20 protein-coding genes are annotated in these 18,684 nt (G+C 68.2%); 16 read left to right on the forward strand and 4 right to left on the reverse strand.

All coding sequences use genetic code 11. From position 1 onward, the window contains the following. Genes V5F74_RS04940 through V5F74_RS04965 form a run of 6 tightly spaced genes read left to right on the forward strand, consistent with a single transcriptional unit; the run spans position 1 to position 5,512 of the window. Positions 1 to 861 (forward strand): carbohydrate ABC transporter permease, encoded by an 861-nt coding sequence (locus V5F74_RS04940; RefSeq protein WP_051679106.1) that lies wholly within the window; start codon positions 1 to 3, stop codon positions 859 to 861. A gap of 22 nt (positions 862 to 883) precedes the next feature. Further along, positions 884 to 2,041 carry an ABC transporter ATP-binding protein gene (locus V5F74_RS04945; protein WP_394006599.1) on the forward strand — a complete coding sequence of 386 codons (1,158 nt, stop codon included), beginning with the start codon at positions 884 to 886 and terminating at the stop codon, positions 2,039 to 2,041. Continuing rightward, a complete protein-coding gene (locus V5F74_RS04950) occupies positions 2,041 to 3,060 on the forward strand; it encodes a Gfo/Idh/MocA family protein (RefSeq protein WP_394006601.1) in 1,020 nt (339 codons plus the stop codon). Before V5F74_RS04945 ends, V5F74_RS04950 begins: the two co-directional genes overlap by 1 nt. After that, entirely contained in the window at positions 3,057 to 3,752 is a 696-nt protein-coding gene (locus V5F74_RS04955; protein WP_029557599.1) for a GntR family transcriptional regulator, read from the forward strand. The genes V5F74_RS04950 and V5F74_RS04955 overlap by 4 nt, the downstream gene beginning before the upstream one ends. Positions 3,753 to 3,785: 33 nt before the next feature. Next, a complete protein-coding gene (locus V5F74_RS04960; RefSeq protein ID WP_394006603.1) occupies positions 3,786 to 4,571 on the forward strand; it encodes an SDR family oxidoreductase in 786 nt (261 codons plus the stop codon). Between the two features lie 11 nt (positions 4,572 to 4,582). Continuing rightward, positions 4,583 to 5,512: a dihydrodipicolinate synthase family protein gene (locus V5F74_RS04965; protein ID WP_394006605.1), complete on the forward strand. Its 930-nt coding sequence runs from the start codon at positions 4,583 to 4,585 to the stop codon at positions 5,510 to 5,512. Between the two features lie 77 nt (positions 5,513 to 5,589). On the opposite strand, the gene V5F74_RS04970 is transcribed toward V5F74_RS04965, so the two are convergent. Beyond that, entirely contained in the window at positions 5,590 to 6,348 is a 759-nt protein-coding gene (locus V5F74_RS04970) for an IclR family transcriptional regulator (protein WP_394006607.1), read from the reverse strand. A gap of 155 nt (positions 6,349 to 6,503) precedes the next feature. On the opposite strand from V5F74_RS04970, the gene V5F74_RS04975 reads away from it, so the two are divergent. From V5F74_RS04975 to V5F74_RS04995, 5 genes are all read left to right on the forward strand, one after another. Continuing rightward, on the forward strand, positions 6,504 to 7,478 hold the full coding sequence (locus tag V5F74_RS04975; protein WP_394006609.1) for an ABC transporter substrate-binding protein: 975 nt from the start codon (positions 6,504 to 6,506) through the stop codon (positions 7,476 to 7,478). A 28-nt stretch (positions 7,479 to 7,506) separates the two neighbouring features. Then, positions 7,507 to 8,535: a CobW family GTP-binding protein gene (locus V5F74_RS04980; RefSeq protein WP_394006611.1), complete on the forward strand. Its 1,029-nt coding sequence runs from the start codon at positions 7,507 to 7,509 to the stop codon at positions 8,533 to 8,535. A 62-nt stretch (positions 8,536 to 8,597) separates the two neighbouring features. Beyond that, complete coding sequence (locus V5F74_RS04985) at positions 8,598 to 10,004, forward strand: dihydroorotase (protein WP_394006613.1); 1,407 nt, start codon at positions 8,598 to 8,600, stop codon at positions 10,002 to 10,004. Beyond that, entirely contained in the window at positions 10,001 to 10,807 is an 807-nt protein-coding gene (locus V5F74_RS04990; RefSeq protein ID WP_029557592.1) for an ABC transporter permease, read from the forward strand. The genes V5F74_RS04985 and V5F74_RS04990 overlap by 4 nt, the downstream gene beginning before the upstream one ends. Then, on the forward strand, positions 10,804 to 11,625 hold the full coding sequence (locus V5F74_RS04995) for an ABC transporter ATP-binding protein (RefSeq protein ID WP_394006615.1): 822 nt from the start codon (positions 10,804 to 10,806) through the stop codon (positions 11,623 to 11,625). The genes V5F74_RS04990 and V5F74_RS04995 overlap by 4 nt, the downstream gene beginning before the upstream one ends. 16 nt (positions 11,626 to 11,641) lie before the next feature. On the opposite strand, the gene V5F74_RS05000 is transcribed toward V5F74_RS04995, so the two are convergent. Genes V5F74_RS05000 through V5F74_RS05010 form a run of 3 tightly spaced genes read right to left on the reverse strand, consistent with a single transcriptional unit; the run spans position 11,642 to position 13,774 of the window. Further along, the gene (locus V5F74_RS05000; protein WP_394006617.1) at positions 11,642 to 12,679 is read right to left on the reverse strand and encodes a CobW family GTP-binding protein; all 1,038 of its coding nucleotides are present in this window, start codon (positions 12,677 to 12,679) and stop codon (positions 11,642 to 11,644) included. Next, positions 12,672 to 13,007, reverse strand: coding sequence for a hypothetical protein (locus tag V5F74_RS05005; RefSeq protein WP_394006619.1), 336 nt, complete (start codon positions 13,005 to 13,007; stop codon positions 12,672 to 12,674). Before V5F74_RS05005 ends, V5F74_RS05000 begins: the two co-directional genes overlap by 8 nt. 20 nt (positions 13,008 to 13,027) lie before the next feature. After that, positions 13,028 to 13,774, reverse strand: a complete 747-nt coding sequence (locus tag V5F74_RS05010; protein ID WP_250166793.1) for a GntR family transcriptional regulator — start codon at positions 13,772 to 13,774, stop codon at positions 13,028 to 13,030. A gap of 159 nt (positions 13,775 to 13,933) precedes the next feature. On the opposite strand from V5F74_RS05010, the gene V5F74_RS05015 reads away from it, so the two are divergent. The 5 genes from V5F74_RS05015 to V5F74_RS05035 are packed head-to-tail and all read left to right on the forward strand — an operon-like array spanning position 13,934 to position 18,666. After that, entirely contained in the window at positions 13,934 to 14,806 is an 873-nt protein-coding gene (locus V5F74_RS05015) for a branched-chain amino acid ABC transporter permease (RefSeq protein ID WP_024280023.1), read from the forward strand. Then, positions 14,803 to 15,783, forward strand: coding sequence for a branched-chain amino acid ABC transporter permease (locus V5F74_RS05020; protein ID WP_394006621.1), 981 nt, complete (start codon positions 14,803 to 14,805; stop codon positions 15,781 to 15,783). The genes V5F74_RS05015 and V5F74_RS05020 overlap by 4 nt, the downstream gene beginning before the upstream one ends. After that, a complete protein-coding gene (locus tag V5F74_RS05025; protein WP_029557586.1) occupies positions 15,770 to 16,528 on the forward strand; it encodes an ABC transporter ATP-binding protein in 759 nt (252 codons plus the stop codon). The genes V5F74_RS05020 and V5F74_RS05025 overlap by 14 nt, the downstream gene beginning before the upstream one ends. After that, complete coding sequence (locus V5F74_RS05030; RefSeq protein WP_250166795.1) at positions 16,525 to 17,241, forward strand: ABC transporter ATP-binding protein; 717 nt, start codon at positions 16,525 to 16,527, stop codon at positions 17,239 to 17,241. Before V5F74_RS05025 ends, V5F74_RS05030 begins: the two co-directional genes overlap by 4 nt. A 33-nt stretch (positions 17,242 to 17,274) precedes the next feature. Next, positions 17,275 to 18,666: a dihydroorotase gene (locus V5F74_RS05035; RefSeq protein ID WP_394006623.1), complete on the forward strand. Its 1,392-nt coding sequence runs from the start codon at positions 17,275 to 17,277 to the stop codon at positions 18,664 to 18,666. Positions 18,667 to 18,684 lie beyond the last annotated feature (18 nt).

An 18,684-nucleotide genomic window follows, 5' to 3' on the forward strand; every position in this document is an offset into this window, starting at 1 on the left:
ATGGCCGCAACCCTCGCCGCCGCCTCCGGCCGCGCGCCGCTGCCGCGCCTGTTCTCGCGGGGCATCCTCGCGCTGGTGCTGGGCGTCTACACCATCTACCAGCTCGGCCCGTTCCTGTGGCTCGCCACCATGTCGGTGCGCACCACGGCGGAGATCAGCGCCGATCCCTATGCCTGGCCGAGCCCCCTGCACCTCGACCAGTTCCGCACCGCCTGGGTGGATTCCGACTTCGCCACCTACTTCTGGAACTCCACCCTGGTGGTGGTCGGCGCGGTGGCGGTGCTCACCTTCATCGGCGCCGCGGCGGCCCATGCGCTGGCGCGCTATCGCTTCCGCGGCAACCGGCTGATCTACGGCATCCTGTTCTCGTCCATCATCTTCCCACCGCAGATCACCCTGATCTCGCTGTACCAGATCCTGGTGGACTACAATCTCTACAACAGTCTGTTCGGGCTGGCGCTGGTCTATATCTCGCTCCAGCTGCCATTGACTGTGTATCTCTTGGAAGGCTTCTTCGCCCGCATCCCGCAGGACCTGTTCGACGCCGCCAAGATGGACGGCTATGGCGACCTCGAGATCTTCTGGCGCATCGTGCTGCCGGTGGGCATGCCGGCCATCGCCACCACGCTGATCCTGAACTTCATCCAGCTCTGGAACGAGTTCCTGTTCGCCGTGGTGCTCATCACCGATCCGGACAAGCGCACGCTGCCCATCGGCATCCGCGCCTTCATGGGCGACCATTTCCAGGACATCGGCATGATCGCCACCGGCGTCATGATCTCGGTCATCCCAGTCATCGTCGTCTACGTCTTCTTCTCCGAAAAGCTGATCCGCGGCATGACCGCCGGCGCGATCAAGTGAGGCTGAATCCAGTGAGGCTGCCATGGCAGTGGTGAAACTCGACAAGATCGTGAAGCGCTATGGCGGCGGCGGGCCCGTCGTGGTGGAGGACGTGGACCTCACCATCGACGACGGGGAGTTCATGGTGCTGCTCGGCCCCTCGGGCTGTGGCAAGTCCACGACGCTGCGCATGATCGCGGGGCTGGAGACCATCTCCGGCGGCACCCTCTCCATCGACGGGCGGGTGGTGAACGACGTGCCGGCCAAGGACCGCGACATCGCCATGGTGTTCCAGTCCTACGCGCTCTATCCGCACATGAGCGTCGCCGACAACCTCGCCTTCGGCCTGCGCCGCCGCGCCATCCCCAACGCCGAGATCGAGCGGCGGGTGAAGGAGGTGGCGGCGCTCCTCGGCCTCGCACCGCTGCTGACGCGCAAGCCCAGCGCCCTCTCCGGCGGCCAGCGCCAGCGCGTGGCGCTGGGCCGGGCCATGGTGCGCGAGCCGCAGGTGTTCCTGTTCGACGAGCCGCTGTCGAACCTCGATGCGGCGCTGCGCGTGAACACCCGCAGCGAGATCATCAAGCAGCACCACCGCCTCGGCTCCACCATGATCTACGTCACCCACGACCAGGTGGAGGCGATGACCATGGGCACCCGCATCTGCGTGATGAACGCCGGCAAGGTGGCGCAGATCGGTGCGCCGCTGGATGTGTATTGGCAGCCGGCCAACACTTTCGTCGCCCGATTCCTCGGCTCGCCGCCCATGAATCTGATGGACGCGACGCTCGCAGCCGCCACGCGCCGCGCGGCGAGCCCGGCGCTCGATGCGCCGCTCGCCCGCTGGAGCGACGGCGTGCTTCAGGCGCGGGACGGCCGCAAGGTGACGCTCGGCGTGCGTGCGGAGGACATGGCGATCGATCCCGCTGCCCTCGGCGGCGCGCCGGGCGGGCGCGTCACCGGGCGCACAATCGCGGTGGAGCCGCTGGGCGCCGAGACGCTGCTTCTGCTGGAACTGCCCGGCGGCGGCGAGATCACCGCCCGACTGCCCCGCCACGTCACAGCGACGCCCGATCAGGAGGTGGTGCTCTTCTTCCGGGCCGACGCCGCCTATCTGTTCGATGCCGAGACGGGCGACGCCATCGCCCCGCTGGAGACCGGCGCTGCCGCCGTTCGCGCCGCCGTGCAGCGGAGGACGCACTGATGGCCGCGCCGCTCCGCGTCGGGCTCATCGGCGCCGGCTGGGTCACCCAGCATCACCTGAAGGGCTGGGCGGCGCTGGGCGAGGCGGCGAAAGTCGTGGCCATCGCCGATCCCTCGCCCGAGCGCGCCGCCGAGCGGGCGGGCGCTTTCGGCATCCCCGCCGTCTTCACCGGCGCCGAGGAGATGCTGGCGACCGGCGGCCTCGATGCGGTGGACATCGCCGCGCCCCGCGCCGTCCATGCCGAACTCGCCCGCCTCGCGGCGCGCCACGGCCTGCCCATTCTGTGCCAGAAGCCCCTCGCCCCCACCCTGCCGGAGGCCGAGCAACTGGTGGCCGACATCGGCGGACAGGTGCGCCTGATGGTGCATGAGAACTGGCGTTTCCGCGCTTATTACCGGCAGGCCGCCGCATGGCTCCGCGCCGGGCGCATCGGCACGGTGCGCGCCGCCCACCTCTCCCTCGTCACGTCGGGCACGGTGCCGGATGCGGAGGGGCGTTTCCAGGCGCTGGAGCGCCAGCCCTTCATGCGCGAGGAACGGCGCATGCTGGTGGCGGAAGTGCTCATCCATCACCTCGATACCCTGCGCATGCTGCTCGGCCCGCTGAAGGTGGAGGCCGCCGCCCTCAGCCGCACCTGCAACGCCATGGCGGGCGAGGATGGCGCCGTCATCCAGCTCTCCACCGCGCACGGTGCCGGCGTCTCCATCTTCGCGAGCTTTGCGGCCTATGGCGTGCCGCCGCAGCAGGCGGACCGTCTGACCATTCTCGGCGACGCCGGCACGCTCAAGCTCGACGGCTCCACCCTCTCCCTCGCCGGCCCCGAGCCGGAGCGGCTGGACTATGATCCTGAGGCGACCTATCTCGGCTCCTATGCTGCGACGATTGCCCATTTCGTCGCGTGCCTTCAGAGCGGCGCGCCTTTCGAGACTTCGCCGCAGGACAATCTGGAGACCTTGCGGCTGGTGGAAGACTGCTACAGGCTTTCCGGATTCGAGACGGCGAACAGGAGCGCCGCATGAGCGAAGCGTCCCTTCCCGCATCGCGGGCCGACGAGCAGGCCGAGGTGCAGCGTCGGCTGGAGGATGACATCATCTTCGGCCGTTTCGCGCCCGGCTCCCGGCTGGTGGAAGACACGCTGATGGCGCGCTACGGCGCCTCGCGGCACTACATCCGGCAGGCGCTGGTGCAGCTGGAGCGCACCGGCGTCGTGCGGCGCGAGAAGAATGTGGGCGCCACCGTCTGCTCTTACTCCGCCGAGGAGGTACAGCAGATCTATGCGGTGCGCGAGATGCTCACCCGGCAGGCCGCACTGATGATCCCCCTGCCCGCCCCGCCGGAGCTGATCGTCCGCCTCAAGGAGATCCAGGCCGATTATTGCCGCCATGCCGATGCCGGCAACCTGCGCGGCATCCACGAGACCAATGACCTGTTCCACCTGACCCTGTTCTCGGGCTGCGGAAACCCCTATCTGGTGCGCACGCTGCAGGACTACATGGGCTATACCCTGCCCATGCGCGCCAAGAATCTCGCCGATCACGCCGGGCTCCAGCTCTCCCGCCGCCAGCACGATATCATGATCGAGCTGCTCGGAGGCACGGACAGCTGGGCGCTGGCGCAGCTCTGCGTCGATCACATGCAATACAGCAAGGCAGACTACCTTGCGCGCACCGCCGGCACGGCGGCCTCGGGTCGATTGGCGATCGCCGACTGACCTCCCCCCTGCCGACATGACGAAGGATGGACCATGGATCTCGGACTGAAAGGCAAGACGGCCCTCGTGCTCGGCGCGGGCGGCGGGCTCGGCAGCGCCATCGCGGCGACGCTGGCGGCGGAGGGCGCGAAGGTGGCGCTGGGCGACATCGACCTCGCCGCAGCCGGTGCAGTGGCGGAGCGCATCGCGGCCGTGGGCGGCGAGGCGATGGCGCTCAAGTTCGACCTTTCCGACCTCGCCGGCATCGATGCGCGCATCGCCGAGATCGAGGCGAAGCTCGGCCCGGTGGACGTGCTGGTGAACAACACGGGCGGCCCGCCCCCCACCCCGGCCGCCGGGCAGGACCCGGCGCTGTGGGCCAAGAGCTTCAACGACATGGTGCTCTCGGTGATCGCCATCGCCGATCGGGTGCTGCCCGGCATGCGCGCACGCAAATGGGGCCGCATTATCACCTCCACTTCCTCCGGCGTGGTGGCTCCCATTCCCAATCTTGCCATCTCCAACGCGCTGCGCCTGTCGCTGGTGGGCTGGTCGAAGACGCTCTCCCGCGAGGTGGCGCGCGACGGCATCACCGCCAACATCATCCTGCCCGGCCGCATCGCCACCGACCGCATCAAGTTCCTCGATGCCAAGAAGGCCGAGCGCGAGAACCGCACCGTGGAAGAGGTGGCTGCGGAAAGCACGGCCTCCATCCCCGTCGGCCGCTATGGCGACCCGCAGGAATATGCCAACGTGGTGGCCTTCCTCGCCGGCACGCCCTCGTCCTATGTCAACGGCTCGGTCATCCGCGTGGATGGCGGCCTCATCGCCAGCATCTGATCGGGTTCATCATGCTTCTCGACGCCAGCGCCTCCGGCCTGTTCCCCATCGCCCCCACCCCGTTCACGCCGGACGGGAAGATCGACGAGGGCTCCCTCGACACACTGATCGCCCGCTATCTCGCGGCCGGTGCCACCGGCGTGACGGTGCTCGGCATCATGGGCGAGGCGCCCAAGCTGGAGCCGGAGGAATCCCTCGCCATCACCGCGCGCTTCATCGCCGGCTTCGGCCGGCTGCCGGTCATCGTCGGCGTCTCAGCGCCGGGCCTCGCCGCCATGCGCTGGCTGGCGCGCGCCGCCATTGACAAGGGCGCGGCGGGCGTCATGATCGCCCCGCCCCCGGCCCTGCGCACGGACGACCAGATCACCGGCTATTACCGGCAGGCCATCGAGGCCATCGGTGCCGACATCCCCTTCGTCATCCAGGACTATCCGCTCACCCTCACCGTGCAGATGACGCCCAAGGTCATCCGCCAGATCGTTGAGGAGAACCCCTCCTGCGTGATGCTGAAGCACGAGGACTGGCCGGGGCTGGAGAAGATCTCGGCGCTGCGCGCCTTCCAGAAGGAAGGCTCCATGCGCCCCATCTCCATCCTCACCGGCAATGGCGGCCTGTTCCTCGATTTCGAGATGGAGCGCGGGGCGGACGGCGCCATGACCGGCTACGCCTTCCCCGAGATGCTGGGCGAGGTGGTGAAGCTGCAGAAGGCCGGCGAGCGGGACAAGGCGCATGACCTGTTCGATGCCCACCTCCCGCTCATGCGCTACGAGCAGCAGCAGGGCGTCGGCCTCGCGGTGCGCAAATATGTGATGATGAAGCGCGGCTTCATCGCCTCCGACGCCCAGCGCAAGCCTGGCTCGGCTCTCTCCGCCACCGCGCGGGCGGAAGTGGACTACCTGCTCTCCCGCCTCGCCCGGCACGATCCGCGCGCGGCGATCTGAGCGCCGAGGCCTGACGTTCTCGATCGCGGCGGCTCCGGCAGACGGGGCCGCTGCGGTTCGTTTTCAAAGCCCCCCAATCACCGCGCCACCCACGTGCCGCTGCCGGCGATCTCCTCGGAAATCCGCCGCCCCGCCTCGATGACCGCGGCGCGGATGGCCGGCGACGCGCCGGCGAGATCCTCCGCCGCCAGCACGAGGCTGACCCCGGCGATGACCTGCTTGTTGACGAGGACCGGCGCCGCGATGCCCGCGCGCCCCTCGGCGACCTCCGAGACCGTCTCCACCACGCCGTCGCGGCGGATGGCGCGCACCTCGGCCTTGAACGCTTTCCAGTCGCCGTGTCCGAGACGGGCGCGGATGGTGTCTTCGTTGTCGAGATAGATGCGCTTCAGCGAGCGGTCATCAAGATGGGCCAGCACCACCTTCGAGGAGGCGCCGGCGAAGAGCGGCATGGCCACGCCCCGCTCATAGGTGGTGATGGGATGGGGGGCGGTGCCATGCTCCTGATGCACGCACATCACCGTGTCACGATAGCGCCGGCAGAGGATCGCCGTCGCGCGCTGGGTGGTCTGGTCAAGCAGTTCGTGCATCACCCGTGAGGCGATGGGGATCAGCGTGTCCCCCTGCCGCAGCAGCCGATCATACTCGATGAAGGCGGGGCCGAGCACATAGCCGGCGCCGATGACGGGATCGAGAAAGCCGGCCCGGCAAAGCTCCTGCACGTCGCGATAGGCGGAACTCTGGGACACGCCCGTTTCCTGGGCGATGTCCTCCACCGTCAGCGGCCAGGGGCGTCCGCGAAACAAACCCATGACCTGAAGAATCCTGCTGGCCAACCTCGCCCTCCCGAAGAATGATACTTTATATCATTCAGTAAGAATTTCGCAAAATTCCTACATGTTGCGAATTATGCTTGAAGGAGATGGAAAGTTCGAGCACTCTTTCGGCAGATGACGCGCGGCAAGACGCGTCCCCCTTCCGGAGAGAGATGATGAAGCGCGTCCTTCCCCGCCTCGTTGCCGCCGCCCTCGCCCTCAGCCTTCCGCTCGCCGGGGCTCATGCACAGGCGCCCAAAACCGAAGTGAAGCTCGCCGTTCTGGCGCCGAGTGCGCTGTTGTGGCTGCACGCCATCGCCGTGGACAAGGGCTTCTACGACAAGCGAAACATCACCGTGCGCGAGCTGCGCGCATCGGACAGCCCGGCGCTGCTTCAGGCGGTCGCCTCCGGCAGCGCGGATGCGGGCATCGCCCTCGGCGATCTCGCGGTGCGGGCCATCGACAAGGGCGCTCCGGTCATCATCGCCGGCGCGGTGCTCGACAAGACCATCCTGCGCCTCTACGGCGCCAAGGGCACCGGCTCCATGAAGGATCTCGCCGGCAAGCCGCTCACCGCGGGCGCGGTCAAGGGTGGCACCGCCAACCTCCTGAAGTATCAGCTGAAGCAGGCGGGCGTGGACCCGGCCGGCGCGCAGATGGTGTCCATCGCCAATTCCCGCGACCGCATCATCGCCATGGGCAACGGTCAGGTGGCCGGCGCGCTGCTCATCGCTCCCTTCGACACCCTCGCCGGGCGCGAGGGCGCCGTGCTGCTCGATGTCTATCGCGAGCCCTATGTCCAGACCCCCCTCGTGCTGAACAAGTCCTGGGGTGAAGCGCCCGCCACGCGCCCTGCCGCCATCGCGCTGACACAGGCGCTGAAGGAGGCGGCCGCCTTCATCGACAATCCGGCCAACAAGGATGCGGCCATCGACGTGCTCGCCGCCTACACCAAGACGCCGCGCGACGTGGTGGAGGATTCCTATGCCTTCATCGTGAAGGAGCAGAAGGCCATCCCCGCCGATCTCTCCGTCCCCGCGGCGGGCCTTGAAAACCTCTACAAGATCGACGCCGCGGTGGGTGGCGATCCCGCGTCACAGGCCTTCGACCTCAAGCGCTACTACGACCCGAGCTACATCGCCGGCAAGTGAGCGGAGCGCAGCGAGAGGAGCCGACACCATGGCCCATTTTCGCGACATGCGGACGCCGGTGACGCTGCTCACGGGCTTCCTCGGATCGGGCAAGACCACCCTGCTCAACGGGTGGCTGCGCGACCCGGCGCTGAGCGACGCGGCCGTCATCGTTAACGAGTTCGGCGAGATCGGCATCGACCATGCGCTGATCGCCGCCAGCTCCGACAACACCATCGAGCTGTCCACCGGCTGCCTGTGCTGCACGGTGAAGGGCGACCTCGTGGAGACCCTGCGCGACCTCACCGAGAAGCGCGCGCGGGGCGAGGTGAAGGCGTTCGCGCGGGTCATCATCGAGACCACCGGGATGGCCGATCCCGGCCCTGTCATCCAGGCCCTCATCACCTTCCCCGTGGCGCGCACCTATCGCCTCGGGCGGGTGGTGACGGCGGTGGATGCGGTGCAGGGCATGGGCACGCTCGACCGCCACGCGGAAGCGCGCAAGCAGGTGGGCGTTGCCGACGAGGTGGTGCTGACCAAGGCGGACCTCGCGGGCGCCGACTTAGCCCCGCTGGAAGCCCGCATCGCCGGCCTTTCGCCCGGCGCGCGGCTGCATCTGTCCTCGCTCACCCACCTCGCCCAGCCCACCCTGCTCGACGGCATCGACCCCGCCGACCCGAACACCCGTCCGAGTGAAGTGCGCGCCTGGCTGCGCGCGGAGGCTTTCGAGGCCGCGGACCCCGTCCAGCACCGCGAGGATATCGGCTCCTTCTGCCTCGCCTTCGAGGATCCCCTCCATTGGGAACACGTCTCGGCGTGGCTCGATGCATTGGCCATCGCCCATGGCGATGACCTGCTGCGGGTAAAGGGCATTCTCGCCATCGCCGGCCGCAGCAAGCCGGTGGTGGTGCAGGCGGTGCAGCGGCTGTTCTCACCGCCGGTGGAGCTGTCCGCCTGGCCGGAGGGGATGGCGGGCTCGCGCATCGTCTTCATCACGCGCGGGCTGTCGCAGGCCTACGTGACCGAGGTGCTGGACGTGATCCGCACCCGCCCGGTGGCGCTCGATCTCGCATCCTGACGCGCCACGGGCCGCATCCTTTTCATATTGGCCCGTGCGGGCCTCGTCCTCGGGAGAGTAGCTTGGATACCATCATCAAGAACGGCCTCGTCGTGACTGCGGACGGCCGCTTCGAGGCCTCCATCGGCATCAAGGACGGGGCCATCGCCGGCATCTTCGAGCCGGGGCTGGAGCCGGCCGCCGCCGAGATCATCGACGCCAAGGGCCTCGCCATCCTGCCCGGCGTCATCGACATGCACTCGCACCACCGCGAGGGTTCGCTGCCGGGCTTCGAATACAAGGACACCATCTACACCTCGACGCTCCAGTGCGCCGCCGGCGGCGTGACCACCTCGGTCGCCATGCCCAACGTGACCCCGCCGCCCAACACCATGGACCTGCTGGAGAAGCAGTTCGCCATCTATGAGCGCGACGCGGTGGTGGACTGGAATTTCAATCCCGCCCCCACCATCCTGGAGGAAGTGCCGGCGATGGCCGCGACGGGCATCGCCGCCTTCAAGTTCTTCATGGTGGTGGACACCGGCCGCTCCTATCCGCACATGCCGGGCATCGGCGTGCATGACCATGGCAAGATCCTGGAGATCATGCAGGCGGCGGCCGCCCACGACGTGCCGCTCATGATCCATCCCCACGACCAGGCGCTGATGGACGTGATCGAGCAGGAATTCTGGGCGCGCGGCGAGCGCGACGCCCTCGCCTACGCCAAGGCCTACGCCGCCCATGACGGCGTGATCTGGGAGACCGCCATCGCCACCCTGCTGCGCCTGCAGAAGGCGGCGGGCTGCCATCTCCACATCCTGCACACCCAGACCGCCGGCTCTGTCCAGCTCATCCGCGAGGCCAAGGCGCGCGGGCAGAAGGTGACGTGCGAGCTGAACCCCTGGGCGCTGTTCCTCGGCTGCGAGTGGGCTGCCATCCAGCGCCTCGGGTCCTATGCCCTGTCCTACTGGGTGCCGGAGAAGAACGTGCCCGGCCTGTGGGAGGGCGTGCGCGACGGCACCATCGACATCATCGCCACCGATCACGCTCCACACACCCGCGAGGAAAAGGAGATCGGCTGGACCGATGGCTGGAAGGCCCATACCGGCACGCCCTCGACCCAGTTCTACCTCTCCATGTTCCTCACCGCCGCCACCGAGGGCAAGCTGCCCCTGGAGCGCGTGGTGGAAGCCACCTCCACCCGCCCGGCGCGCCTGTTCCGGCTCGATCGCAAGGGCGAGATCAAGCCCGGCTTCGACGCCGACCTCGTGCTGGTCGACCTCGAGACAGAATATGAGGTGCGCGACGAGGACGTGCTCTCCCTCGTCGGCTGGAGCCCCTATGCCGGCCGCCGCTTCAAGGGCAAGCCGGTGCGCACCATCCTGCGCGGCCGCACCATCTATCTGGACGGCAAGGTGGTGGGCGAGAAGGGATACGGCAGGCAGGCCGTCTCCACCGCCCGCCACGCGCACAAGGCGGCGGCGGAATGACCGCAGCCGCTCCCTTCTGGCGCAGCGTCTACGACTTCCTCGAAGGGCGCTCGCGCGCCGCAGGTCTCCTGCGGATGCTGATCTCGCTCGCCTTCGTGCTGGTGATCTGGCAGGTGCTGGCGACCTATGTGGTCACCAACAAGCTCCTGCTGGTGCCCCCGGCGGAGGTGTTCCGCGCGCTCGCCAAGGAGAGCGGCAACGGCGCGCTGTGGACCAACGCGCTCGCCACCGTGAGCGCGGTGGCGGCGTCCTTCCCGGTGGCGGTGCTGATCGGCGTCGCCATCGGCCTCGCGCTGGCGTCCAGCCGGCTGCTGGCCCTCACCGCCGGGCCCATGCTGACGGCGCTGAACTCGGTGCCGCTGGTGGCGCTGGCGCCACTGTTCATCGCGTGGCTGGGGCTGGGCTTCGCCTCCAAGTTCGTGCTCGTCACCATCTTCACCATCTTCCCGGTGCTGGTGACGACGGAGACCGGCCTCAAGGCCACCGACAAAGTCCTCATCGAGGCGGCGCGCTCCTTCAACGCCTCGCGCTGGCAGGTGTTCACCACCGTATCGCTGCCCTTCGCGCTCCCCTTCATCGTCTCCGGCATCCGCGTCGCCTGGGCGCGGGCGCTGGTGGCCATCATCATCGCCGAATTCTTCGGCTCCTTCGCCGGCTTCGGCTTCGCCATCCTGGCCGCCGGGCAGAGCTTCGATACCGCGACGCTGCTCGCCTACGTCATCATGCTCGGCATGCTCGGCCTCATGGGCAGTATCTTCTTCGAGTGGCTGGAACGCCGGCTCGCGCCGTGGCGGCAAGAATGAACCAGGGAGTGACCCCCGTGAACCAGATGGCACAGGCTCTCTCCATCGAAGGCATCAACAAGGTCTTCGAGCGCACGGGCAAGCCCTCCGTGGAGGCGCTGCGCGACATCAACCTCACCATCCGGGAAGGGGAGTTCGTCTCCATCGTGGGAGCGAGCGGCTCGGGCAAGTCGACGCTGCTGCGCATCATCGACGGTCTGCTCCCGGCCTCCTCCGGCGTGGTGAAAGTCTCGGGGCACACGGTGACCCGGCCGGGCGCCGACCGCGCCATGGTGTTCCAGCAGGATGCGCTCCTGCCCTGGAAGCCGGTGATCGAGAATGTCGCTTACGGCCTGACCATCGCCGGCACGCCGAAGCGCGATGCCCACGCCACCGCCCAGCGCTTCATCGACATGGCGGGATTGAAGGGCTTCGAGCAGCACTATCCGCACCAGCTCTCCGGCGGCATGCGCCAGCGGGTGAACGTCGCCCGCGCGCTGGCGGTGAACCCGAAGATCCTGCTGCTGGACGAGCCGTTCGCGGCCCTCGATGCCCAGACGCGGGAGATCATGCAGACGGAGCTGCTCAACATCTGGCAGAAGAGCGGCACCACCGTGCTCCTCATCACCCACCAGATCGACGAGGCGGTGTTTCTCTCCGACCGCGTGATCGTCTTCTCCGCCCGGCCCGGCTCGGTGCGCGAGGAAATCCCGATCCCCCTGCCGCGACCGCGCGCGCTGGAGGTGAAGCGCCACGAGGCCTTCGGCGCGCTCGTGGACCGGATCTGGCACCTCATCGAGCACGAGGTGAGGAGCGCGGTCGCCGACAACCGCGCCTGACCCTCCGGCCCGTTGCTCACGCCGCCGGGGCGGCGTCTTCGCGGAAGGCCGCCGCCTGGCGCGCAGGGGCCGACATGCCGGCCCCTGCCTGACACAGATCGAGCGCGCGGGCGAGGCTGCGCTCGATCTCGGCCTTGCGGATGCCGCGCGCGATGAAGACGAGGAAGGACGGCCCGCCGTCGTCCGCGCTCAGATGCGTCGGCGGGTGCATCACATGCTGCACGCCGTGGATGGCCAGCGGCCTGTCCGAGGATGTGGTCCGCAACAGCCCCTTCACCCGCAGGATGCGGTCGCCGTGGGCGTGGAGCAGCGCGGACAGCCAGAGCGTGAAGGCTGGCCAGTCCAGCGCCCCCTCGATGGGCAGCGTGAAAGACGAAACCTCGGAATCATGGTCCGGGGCGTCGGCCAGGAACGGCGACGGCGGGGCATGGAGGCTTTCGCGCCCGGCCAGCACGTCGCCCAGGCGGAACGTCTCGTCCTGAATGTCGAGGATGCGCGCGTCGGGGGAGATGGCACGCACCGCGGCGGCGAGGCGGGCCGTCGGCTCGGCGGCGCGCATGTCGCCCTTGGTGATGACCACCGTATCGGCGATGGCCACTTGCCGGCGCGCCTCAGGCCGATGCTCCAGATTGCGCAGGCCCGCCACCGCATCCACCACCGCCACGACGGAGGCGAGGCGCACATGCGCCTTCAGCCAGGGGTCGCGCGCGAGGGTCGCGATGACGGGCGCGGGATCGGCCAGACCCGACGTTTCGAGGATGGCGCGGCGCAGGCCCCCGCCGGCTCTGGAACCGTCCTTCGCCATGCGCACCAGATCGTGCATCGCCTTGGCGACATCGGCGCGGCGCGCGCAGCACAGGCAGCCGCCGTCGATCAGCTCCACCGCCTCGCTGGCATGCACCAGCAGGCGGTGATCCACGCCCGCCTCGCCGAACTCGTTGACCATGAGGCCGGAATCGCCGCCCTCCGCGGTCTCGATGAAGCGGCGGATGAGCGTCGTCTTGCCCGAGCCGAGGAAGCCCGTCACGACGATCAGGGGCAGGCGCTCATCCATGGGCCGGGGCCTCCCGCCTGGGCGCGATGAAATCCTCGGACAAGGGATCGATGCCGCGACCGGAAAGGCTTTCCGCGATGGGCCAGACATCGCCCAGCGTCGGGGCGATCTTGGTGCGGCCGCGCGCATCGGTGAGCGCCAGCGCCTCCCCGTCCCAATCCTCGCAGACGAGGCCGAGGGGCTGAACCAGCGCATTCAGCATGGCGATGCGCCGCCGGCGCTCCGCGCGATAGTGCAGAATATCCTCGAACGGAAAGCGATCGTCGCGCTGCCGGGCGAAGTCGCTCCAGTGTTCTCCCGCGCCGAAGATGGCGCACACCTCGCACATGCGGCTGCTCCTTCTCGAAGTCAGGCGAGGCTGTCGGGCGCGCCGCCGAGCGGCAGTTCCATGTCCGACAGCATGCTCTGGGTGAGGCATTCGGAAACGCGCTTGCGGGCGAGCCCGGCGTGGGAGCTGCCGAGGGCATCCGCCCGGTCGGCGTCGCGCGCGCGGATCGCCTCCACCATCTCGCGGTGCTCGCGGATGATGTTGCCGATGTGCGCGTCATACGCCTCCTCGGTCGCGAAGCAGTCGTAGGTCATGGCGAGGCGGGAGATGCGCAGATTGGTGGTGAGCAGCTGGAGATAGAAGCGCTCGACCACGCCATTGCGGCAGCAGGCGGCGATGGCGGCATGGAAGCGCCAGTTGATCTCCAGCATGGCCTCGGAATCCCGCCGCGCCGTCGCCGCCTCGAAGGCCTCCCGCTGGGCGTCGATGGCGGCGATCTGCGCCTCCGTCCGCCGCAGCGCTGCCCATCGCGTGACGAGGCGCTGGGAGAGGTCGAAGGCCTCCAGATGCTCGCGAATGTCGTTCCAGCCCATGGGCGCGACCCGCGTCCCCCGGTTGGGCAGGATCTGGACCAGCCCCTCGCCGGCAAGGCGGACGAGGGCCTCGCGCAACGGCGTGCGTGACAGGCCGAGGCGGCTCACCAGCGCCGCCTCGTCGAGGTCCGAGCCGGGCGCGAGGGCCAGCGAGACGATCTCGGCGCGGATCACCTGATAGGCGAACTCGCTCGATCCCCCCTTGGAGATCCCGGCCTTGGGTGCGGTGGGCACCTCGAGAGTGCTGCGTCCGGCGGCACGGGTGCGGCTTCTTTGTGCGTTTCGTTCAGACATCGTTGTTGCATGACTCAATTTATTTTGCATAAGATATGTATAAATAAGCCTTCCGTCAAGCATATAACATCGTGATATCAACGATTTGGAGGGGTAACGGTGCTTTGGCAAGCCACCGCCAACGGGCTGCTTCTGGGCGGCCTCTATGGCATCGCCACCATCGGATTTTCGATGGTCTGGGGCGTCATGGGGGTCATCAACCTGGCCCACACCGGCTTCATCATGCTGGGCGCCTACATCACCTACGGCCTGTTCCGGTTCGCCGGGCTTGATCCGATCGCCTCCATTCCGGTCTCCATGATCGCCATGTTCGCGCTGGGCTATGCGCTGCAGGTGCTGGTGCTGAACCGCATCATCCGCACCAGCCTGCTGCTGTCGCTGGTGGTGACCTTCGGCATCGAGCTGGTGATGGTGGATGCGGTCTCCATCGCCTTCACCTCCGACGTGCGCTCGGTGAATTCGTCCTATGCGGCGAGTTCCATCGAGGTGTTCGGCATCCTCGTGCCGGTGGTGCGCCTCATCGCGGCGGGCTTCTCCGTCACCCTCGGCATCGCCTTCTTCGCCTTCCTGCGCTTCACCCGTGCCGGGCAGATGATCCTCGCCACGGCGCTGGACCGGGAGGTCTCCTCCCTCATGGGCATCAATCCCGAGCGCATCTACGCGCTGACGGCGGGTGCCGGCGCGGCGCTGGCGGGGGCGACCGGCTCGCTCGCCTCCATGCTGTTTCCGGTGATGCCGGGCATGGGCGTCACCTTCCTGAGCGCGGTGTTCGTCATCACCGTTTTGGGCGGCATCGGCTCGGTGGAGGGGTGCATCGTCGCCGGCTTCATCTACGGCCTCGTGCAGGCCTGGGCCGGCTATTTCCTCGGTGCCAATTATCAGGAGATCGTCGGCTTCGGCCTGTTCCTGCTGGTGCTGGCCCTGAGGCCGCAAGGCCTGTTCGGCCGCGCTTTCTTCGGGGAGCACGCATGAGCGCGCCAGCCTCTCCCGCGGGCGCGCGGCGCCGCGCGCTTCTCTTCTGGGCGTTCTTCGCCGCGGGCGCGGTCGTCCTCGCGCTCGCGCCCCTCGCCCTCAACAATTACTGGCTGAGGGTGCTGACCACGGTGTTCATGTACGCCACGGTCACGCAGGGGCTGAACGTCATCGTCGGCCTCACCGGCTATCACGCCTTCGGCAATGCAGTGTTCTTCGGCTTCGGCGCCTATGCCTGCGGCGTCGCCATGACGCTCGGGGCGCCCTTTCCCGTCGCGCTCGTCGCGGCCGTCGCCTTCTCGGCGCTGGTGGCGGGCATCGTCGGCTGGCCCATCCTGCGGCTGCGGGGGCACTACTTCGCCATCGCCACGGTGGCGCTGAACCTTGCCGCCATCCAGCTGGTGATCCAGGTGGGCGGCGTCACCGGCGGTGCCGAAGGCCTGCCGCTGCCGCTTTCGGACCTGCCACCGGGGCCGCTCTACCGCGCCATCTATCTGGTGATGCTGGCCGGCATGGTCGTCTCCACTTTGCTGGTGGCGTTCATCCTCACCCGCCCCTTCGGCTATGCGCTCCGCGCCATCCGCGACGGCGAGCGCGCGGCCGGCGTGATGGGCATCGACACCACCGCCACCAAGGTCGCGGCCTGGGCCATCTCCGCCGGCATCACCGGATTTGCCGGCGGCGTGTGGGCCTATTGGATCACCTTCATCGAGCCGGCGAGCGCGTTCGATCCCGCCATCGGCGTGAAGGCCTACATGATGCTCATCCTCGGCGGCATGGGCACGGTGATCGGGCCGGTGCTGGGCGCCTTCGTGCTGGAATTCCTCTCCACTTTGGTGTGGGGCGGCTTCCTGCAGGCGCACCAGATCGTGTTCGGCGTGCTCATCGTCGTCATCTGCCTCGTCGCCCCCAATGGGATGCTGGTGGCGGGGCGCTCCCTGATCCAGCGGTGGAGGTCGCGCCATGGCGCTGCTTGAGGCGAACGACCTCGAAATCCGCTTCGGCGGCGTGAAGGCGCTGGCCGGCGTCTCCTTCCGCGTGGAGGAGGGCGAAGTGTTCGGCGTCATCGGCCCCAACGGTGCCGGCAAGACCACGCTGCTGAACGCCATTTCCGCCGTCTACAAGCTCAATGGCGGCTCCATCCGCTTCGCCGGGGAGGATGTCACCGGCCTGCCGCCGCATCGCCTTTCCCGCCTCGGCATCGCCCGCACCTTCCAGATCGTGCAGCCGTTCAAGGCCATGAGCGTGCGGGAGAATGTCGCCATCGGCGCCATGTTCGGCCATGCGCGGCTGCGCACCCGCGACGCCTGGCTCGCCGCGGCCGATGCCGCGCTGGAGCGCACCGGCCTTGCGCCCAAGGCCGCCTTCATGCCGCCGCAGCTCACCCTTGCCGACAGAAAGCGCCTGGAGGTGGCCCGCGCGCTCGCCATGGGGCCGCGCATCATCCTGTTCGACGAGGTGATGGCGGGCCTCAACCACACGGAGATCGAACGCATGATCGACCTCGTGAAGAGCCTCAAGCAGGCCGGCCTCACCGTGGTCGTCATTGAGCATGTGATGAAGGCGGTGCTGGCACTCTGCGACCGCATCATGGTGCTGAATTTCGGCGCCAAGCTCGCCGAGGGGGTGCCGGACGACGTGGTGTCCGACCCCAAGGTGGTGGAGGCCTATCTCGGCCAGCGCTTCGCCAAGGCGCACGCCGCAGCGGGAGGAGCACGATGAGCCTTCTCTCGGTCGAAGGCCTCGCGGTGGCCTATGGCGACAGCCGCGTCCTGTGGGACGTGGGCTTCGACATGGCGGAAGGCGAGATTGTCGCCCTGGTGGGCGCGAACGGCGCGGGCAAGACCACCCTACTGCGCGCCCTCACCGGCCTCGTGCCGGTGAGGGCGGGCCAGATGCGCTTCGCCGGCGCGGACCTTAATCCGCTGAAGCCCTATGAGCGCGCCCGGCGCGGCATCGCCATGGTGCCGGAGGGCCGTCGCCTGTTCGCCGGCCTCACCGTGCGCCAGAATTTGAAGCTCGGCGCCACCGCACGCCCGGACCGCACGGGCGAGGACGACGACCTCGCTTTCGTCTTCAAGCTTTTCCCCGAACTGGTTCGGCTGGAAGGCCGGCTCGCCGGGCTCATGTCCGGCGGCGAGCAGCAGATGTGCGCCATCGGCCGGGCCCTGATGGCGCGGCCGAGCCTTCTGCTCGTGGATGAGATGTCGCTGGGCCTCGCCCCGGTCATCGTCGATCGCATCGCGGAGGCCGTGCGCCTCGTGAACCGCGAGCGCGGCATCACCGTGCTGCTGGTGGAGCAGGACGTGGGCCTCGCGCTGGAGATCGCCACCCGCGGCTACGTGCTGGACACCGGCCGCATCACCATCGACGGCCCGGCGGACGACCTTCTGCGGCGCGAGGACATCCGCGCCGCCTATCTCGGCCTCAACTGACGTGCCTCAACCGATCCTTCTGGAGAGCGTGACGTGTCCCGACCCTATGACCTCGTGATCGAAAACGGCACGATCCACACCCCGACCTCCTCCTTCAAGGCGGACATCGCCGTCACCGACGGCAAGATCTCCGCCATCGGCGGCCCCTTCACGGAGGCGGCGAAGCGCGTGGATGCCAAGGGGCTCGCCGTGCTGCCGGGCCTGTGGCACGTCCACTGCCACTTCCGCGAGCCGGGCCACACCTACAAGGAAGACTTCCAGACCGGCTCTGCGGCGGCGGCGGTCGGCGGCGTGACCATGTGCATCGACATGACCAACAACACGCCGCACCCGACCACGCTCGAAGACTACGAGATGAAGAAGGCGCTGGTCGCGCCCAAGGCCCATGTGGACTACGCGCTCTATGGCGGCGGGCTCTATCCCCGCACCGTGGAGGCGCTGGCCAAGGCGGGTGCCATCGGCATCAAGATCTTCAACACGCGCCACATCAAGGAAGTCTATCCCTACATCTCGGAACTCGGCGTGCTCGACCACGGCATCCTGTTCGAGCTGTATGAGGCGACGCGGGACATGGGGCTCGTCGCCTCGGTGCACCATGACGATCCCGAGTGGTGCAAGCGGCTCACCTTCCGCGATTACATCGACAAGGGCCGCACCGATGCCATGGCCTATCACGAGAGCTTCTCGAAGGGCTACATGTACGGCCACGGCATGGTCGCCGGCCTTGCCGCCTCGCTCTATTACGCCCGCATCTGCGGGGTGAAGCTACACGTGCTGCATCTCGGCGTCATGCCCAAGGGCGCCAACGAGATGATCCACCATGCCAAGTTCGACCTCGGCCAGGACGTGTCGTGCGAGCTGGAGCTCGGCACCATGTTCATGAACCGGGCGCAGATGGAGAAGGTGGGTCCGCGCACCTACAACTGGGCCTATGATCCCGAGGCCGGCTGGGACGCCATCAAGGACGGCACGGCCGATATGATCGTGCTGGAGCACGCCCCCCATTCCAAGGAGGACGTGGACCCGGGCTGGAAAGACCTGTTCTCGGTGCCGCTGGGCGTCACCGGCGCGCAGGAATACATCCCGCTGCTCATGAACGCCGTCAACGAGGGGCGCCTCACCCTCAACGACGTGGCCCGCCTCGCCGCCGAGGCACCGGCGCGGCGCTTCGGCATCTTCCCGCGAAAGGGCGTGATCCAGCCCGGCGCGGATGCCGACTTCACCATCGTCGACATGAGCCGCGAGGGCGTGTTCCGCAACGAGGACATGCTCTCGCGCACCGGCTTCTCAAGCTGGGAGGGCATGGCCACGAAGGGCGCGGCCACCCACACCATCGTGCGCGGCACCATCGTCGCGCAGGACGGCAAGCTGGTGGGCGCGCCGGGCTTCGGGCGCTTCGTGCCCGGCACCGCGGCATCCGCCTGACAAACTTAAGAAAACCAA

The sequence above is a fragment of the Xanthobacter aminoxidans genome, from assembly GCF_043193615.1.
Lineage (GTDB): Bacteria > Pseudomonadota > Alphaproteobacteria > Rhizobiales > Xanthobacteraceae > Xanthobacter > Xanthobacter aminoxidans.

Coding starts and splice junctions, on each gene's coding strand:
- V5F74_RS04940 (WP_051679106.1), top strand. CDS start 1: ATGGCCGCAACCCTCGCCGCCGCCTCCGGCCGCGCGCCGCTGCCGCGC.
- V5F74_RS04945 (WP_394006599.1), top strand. CDS start 884: ATGGCAGTGGTGAAACTCGACAAGATCGTGAAGCGCTATGGCGGCGGC.
- V5F74_RS04950 (WP_394006601.1), top strand. CDS start 2,041: ATGGCCGCGCCGCTCCGCGTCGGGCTCATCGGCGCCGGCTGGGTCACC.
- V5F74_RS04955 (WP_029557599.1), top strand. CDS start 3,057: ATGAGCGAAGCGTCCCTTCCCGCATCGCGGGCCGACGAGCAGGCCGAG.
- V5F74_RS04960 (WP_394006603.1), top strand. CDS start 3,786: ATGGATCTCGGACTGAAAGGCAAGACGGCCCTCGTGCTCGGCGCGGGC.
- V5F74_RS04965 (WP_394006605.1), top strand. CDS start 4,583: ATGCTTCTCGACGCCAGCGCCTCCGGCCTGTTCCCCATCGCCCCCACC.
- V5F74_RS04975 (WP_394006609.1), top strand. CDS start 6,504: ATGAAGCGCGTCCTTCCCCGCCTCGTTGCCGCCGCCCTCGCCCTCAGC.
- V5F74_RS04980 (WP_394006611.1), top strand. CDS start 7,507: ATGGCCCATTTTCGCGACATGCGGACGCCGGTGACGCTGCTCACGGGC.
- V5F74_RS04990 (WP_029557592.1), top strand. CDS start 10,001: ATGACCGCAGCCGCTCCCTTCTGGCGCAGCGTCTACGACTTCCTCGAA.
- V5F74_RS04995 (WP_394006615.1), top strand. CDS start 10,804: ATGAACCAGGGAGTGACCCCCGTGAACCAGATGGCACAGGCTCTCTCC.
- V5F74_RS05000 (WP_394006617.1), bottom strand. CDS start 12,679: ATGGATGAGCGCCTGCCCCTGATCGTCGTGACGGGCTTCCTCGGCTCG.
- V5F74_RS05005 (WP_394006619.1), bottom strand. CDS start 13,007: ATGTGCGAGGTGTGCGCCATCTTCGGCGCGGGAGAACACTGGAGCGAC.
- V5F74_RS05020 (WP_394006621.1), top strand. CDS start 14,803: ATGAGCGCGCCAGCCTCTCCCGCGGGCGCGCGGCGCCGCGCGCTTCTC.
- V5F74_RS05025 (WP_029557586.1), top strand. CDS start 15,770: ATGGCGCTGCTTGAGGCGAACGACCTCGAAATCCGCTTCGGCGGCGTG.
- V5F74_RS05030 (WP_250166795.1), top strand. CDS start 16,525: ATGAGCCTTCTCTCGGTCGAAGGCCTCGCGGTGGCCTATGGCGACAGC.